Source organism: Nostoc sp. CHAB 5715, from assembly GCF_020829685.1.
Taxonomy (GTDB): Bacteria; Cyanobacteriota; Cyanobacteriia; order Cyanobacteriales; family Nostocaceae; genus Nostoc.
Map to the genome: position 1 here is coordinate 1 of NZ_JAIVFR010000912.1, position 3,019 is coordinate 3,019.

At 43.9% G+C, this 3,019-nt stretch carries 3 protein-coding genes and 1 pseudogene; 1 reads left to right on the top strand and 3 read right to left on the bottom strand.

The window, feature by feature from the left end; all coding sequences use genetic code 11:
* From LC574_RS33555 to LC574_RS33560, 3 genes are all read right to left on the bottom strand, one after another.
* The coding region (locus tag LC574_RS33555) for a fumarate reductase/succinate dehydrogenase flavoprotein subunit (RefSeq protein ID WP_229457909.1) at positions 1-1,327 on the bottom strand (1,327 nt) is incomplete at its 3' end.
* A gap of 361 nt (positions 1,328-1,688) precedes the next feature.
* Positions 1,689-1,922, bottom strand: a complete 234-nt coding sequence (locus LC574_RS38640; protein ID WP_306422199.1) for a hypothetical protein — start codon at positions 1,920-1,922, stop codon at positions 1,689-1,691.
* The gene (locus LC574_RS33560) at positions 1,906-2,421 is read right to left on the bottom strand and encodes an ABC transporter ATP-binding protein (RefSeq protein ID WP_306422200.1); all 516 of its coding nucleotides are present in this window, start codon (positions 2,419-2,421) and stop codon (positions 1,906-1,908) included. Before LC574_RS33560 ends, LC574_RS38640 begins: the two co-directional genes overlap by 17 nt.
* 22 nt (positions 2,422-2,443) lie before the next feature.
* On the opposite strand from LC574_RS33560, the pseudogene LC574_RS33565 reads away from it, so the two are divergent.
* Positions 2,444-2,856: pseudogene (locus LC574_RS33565) on the top strand (hypothetical protein); the annotation flags it as partial.
* Positions 2,857-3,019 lie beyond the last annotated feature (163 nt).

Here is a 3,019-nt window from a genome sequence, read left to right on the forward strand (position 1 = left end):
TTAATTTGTATTCTACCTGAGTATGAGGTACACCATTAGGACGTGTTAATGGAGCATATATTCTCGTTTTTTCTACTTCTAAAAAATCTGTATCTGGTTCAATAAAATCTAAATTTTGAATATATTCAATGGCATCAGTTCCCGCTATGCGACCGAAAACAAATGCCCCAATCATATAATTATGGGGAACGCTAGCCATATCTCCGGCTGCATATAAACCTGGGACGGTTGTTTGAGCATTCTCATTTACCCATACACCAGAAGCACTATGACCGCTACATAAGCCTATTTCTGAGATGTGCATCTCTACGCCGTGGGTACGGTAATCTTCATTTCTACCTTGATGAAAGCGTTCTCTACTTGGTCGTTCATTTGCCCAAAGTATGGATTCAATTTCTGCAATTGTATCTTCATCAAGATGGGTCATTTTCAATTGGACTGGCCCTTTCCCAGAATTTAATTCTTTCCAAATTTCCAACATCATTTGACCACTCCAATAGTCACAGCTAATGAAGCGATTCCCTTCGGCGTTGGCTGTATGTGCGCCAAAAGGCCCAGCAACATAGGCACAGGCGGGGCCGTTGTAATCTTTAATTAAAGGATTAATTTCAAAGCATTCAATATTGCTGAGTTCTGCACCTGCATGATAAGCCATTGAATAGCCATCTCCGGCATTGGTAGGATTTTCATAAGTGCCATAGAGATAGCCAGAAGCGGGTAATCCTAATCTGCCACAAGCACCTGTACAGAGGATGACGGCTTTAGCTTGAATGACAATATAATCACCGTTCCTGACATCAAATCCTACTGCACCAATAGCACGTCCTGATTTGACTAAGACACGGGTTGCCATGACGCGATTTGTCACTTTGACTTTGTGGCGTTTGACTTGGCGGGTAAGAATGGTTTTGAGGTCTTTACCTTCTGGCATGGGTAAGACATATTTACCCACACGATGCACTTGTTTTAAGTCATAGTTGCCTTGGGCATCTTTTTGAAATTTCACACCCCAGGTTTCTAATTCTTGGATGACTTCATAACCTAATTTGCCTGTTTGATATACGGCTTTTTGGTTGAGAATACCATCATTGGCTAGGGTGACTTCGCGGACGTATTGTTCTGGGGTGGAATGTCCCGGAATAACTGCGGTATTCACGCCATCCATACCCATTGCGATCGCACCACTCCGTCGGATGTTAGCTTTTTCTAAAATCAGCACCTCTGTATCAGGATTGGCTTGTTTGGCTTTGATTCCAGCCATTGTCCCGGCTGTACCGCCACCAATGACAAGTACATCAGTTTTTATTTGTTGGGTGTTGATGTCCATAAGCTTTTGGGAGTGTTGAGGATACGTAGAACATTTAAGCTAAAACCAATATAAATACTACGGTAAATCGAGCAAATTACCGTATTTTGCTGATAGAATATTCACATGGATAAGCCGCAAATGCAAGCTCCAAAAATTGCGATCGCATTCCTTAGTACAACATTTCATTAATTCGTAGCGAATTCTCTGCGTACCTTTGCGCTTACCTCTGCGCGACGGCAGTCGCTACAACGGGGAGCCACTGCGTTGGACGGGAACACCTGCTTGAAGCAAGTGGCGTGGGAACCCCCGCAACGCGCCCCCTCCCCTCTGCGTTTAAATTTCAACCCTCAATTCGCCACGATTTTACGCAAAGCTGTACTTAGTGTGTATTAGCTAGCTGTTGAACTTTTTCTGCTTCCCCATTAATTAGACCTGCTTCATCACCCATAACGCGCTCTAAGATTTCTTCTGCCAGAGTCAGGAATTCTGGGTCTTTGCGTTTGCGAGGACGTGGTAGCGATATGCGCTGATCCATTGTGACTCGACCATTTTCAATGAGTATGATGCGATCAGCTAGCGTTACTGCTTCATCCACATCATCGCTGCATTTCAATGCGAGTCATCGCATCCAAAGCACCAAGGGGTTCATCCAACATTAGTAAGCGCGGCTCTCTCACTAAAGCCCTAGCAAGTGCCACCCTTTGCTTTTGTCCTCCCGAAAGGACAGATGGCCAATCCTTAGCTCGTTCTTTTAAACCTACTTGCTCTAGTGCCTTCTCTGCCTTTTGCCACCAGTTTTTTTTGTTCAATCCTAATCCCACATTCCTTAGAACATTGTCCCACGGTAACAGGTGAGCATTTTGAAACATTGTTCGCGCGTTGCGATTACGCCCGCGCAATGGCTCCCCGTCGATTAAAACTCCACCGTCACTGGGACTTTCAAACCCAGCTATCATCCGTAAGAGTGTACTTTTACCGCCACCACTGCGTCCAACGATCGCAATAAACTCTCCTGGTGCTATCTCTAAATCGAGACTCTGCAACACCTGATTATTACCATAGGTCTTTGTCAGACCCATAACTTTTACCTCTACGCCTTGTAAGGGTGCCATCTTTACAAACCTCTTTAAAAACGTTGGGTTAGAAAATAGCGACATTATTGCCAATGCTTTTGAGGGCAAGGGTGGCAATATTCAAATTACCACTCAGGGGATCTTTGGTCTAAAATATCGAACTCAACTTACTTCCCAAAACGATATTACTGCCAGTTCGGAATTTGGAGTTAACGGGAATGTGCAAATTACTAACCCTGATGTCGATCCTAATTCTGGGTTGATGCATCGCAGCAAATTGCCACAGGCTGCGCGAGTAATCAAGGCAGTAGTTTTGTTGCTACAGGAAGGGGTGGAATACCGCAAAATCCAACTCAACAAGTGAGGAGCGATCGCACTTGGGAGGATGTGCGAGATTTGTCTGCTTACCGAAAAACACAAGCTTTACATGCTCAAACGCCCTCATCCCCACAGGTTCTCATTCAAGCTACTTCTGCTTTTGACCAGTCACCGCAAGATATAGCAAAACAGCAAGACGATTAAAATAATTTTCCCAGGTTTCATAAGTTTCTTCTTTTGTGAAAGCATCATTTCTTAGTGAAAATTTGCTTTGAATACGAAAACCGTAGATATATCTTCAACATATTGCGACTTTCTA

Excerpts from the sequence above, each read along its gene's own strand:
- LC574_RS33560 (WP_306422200.1), bottom strand. The coding sequence starts at position 2,421 with ATGGCACCCTTACAAGGCGTAGAGGTAAAAGTTATGGGTCTGACAAAG.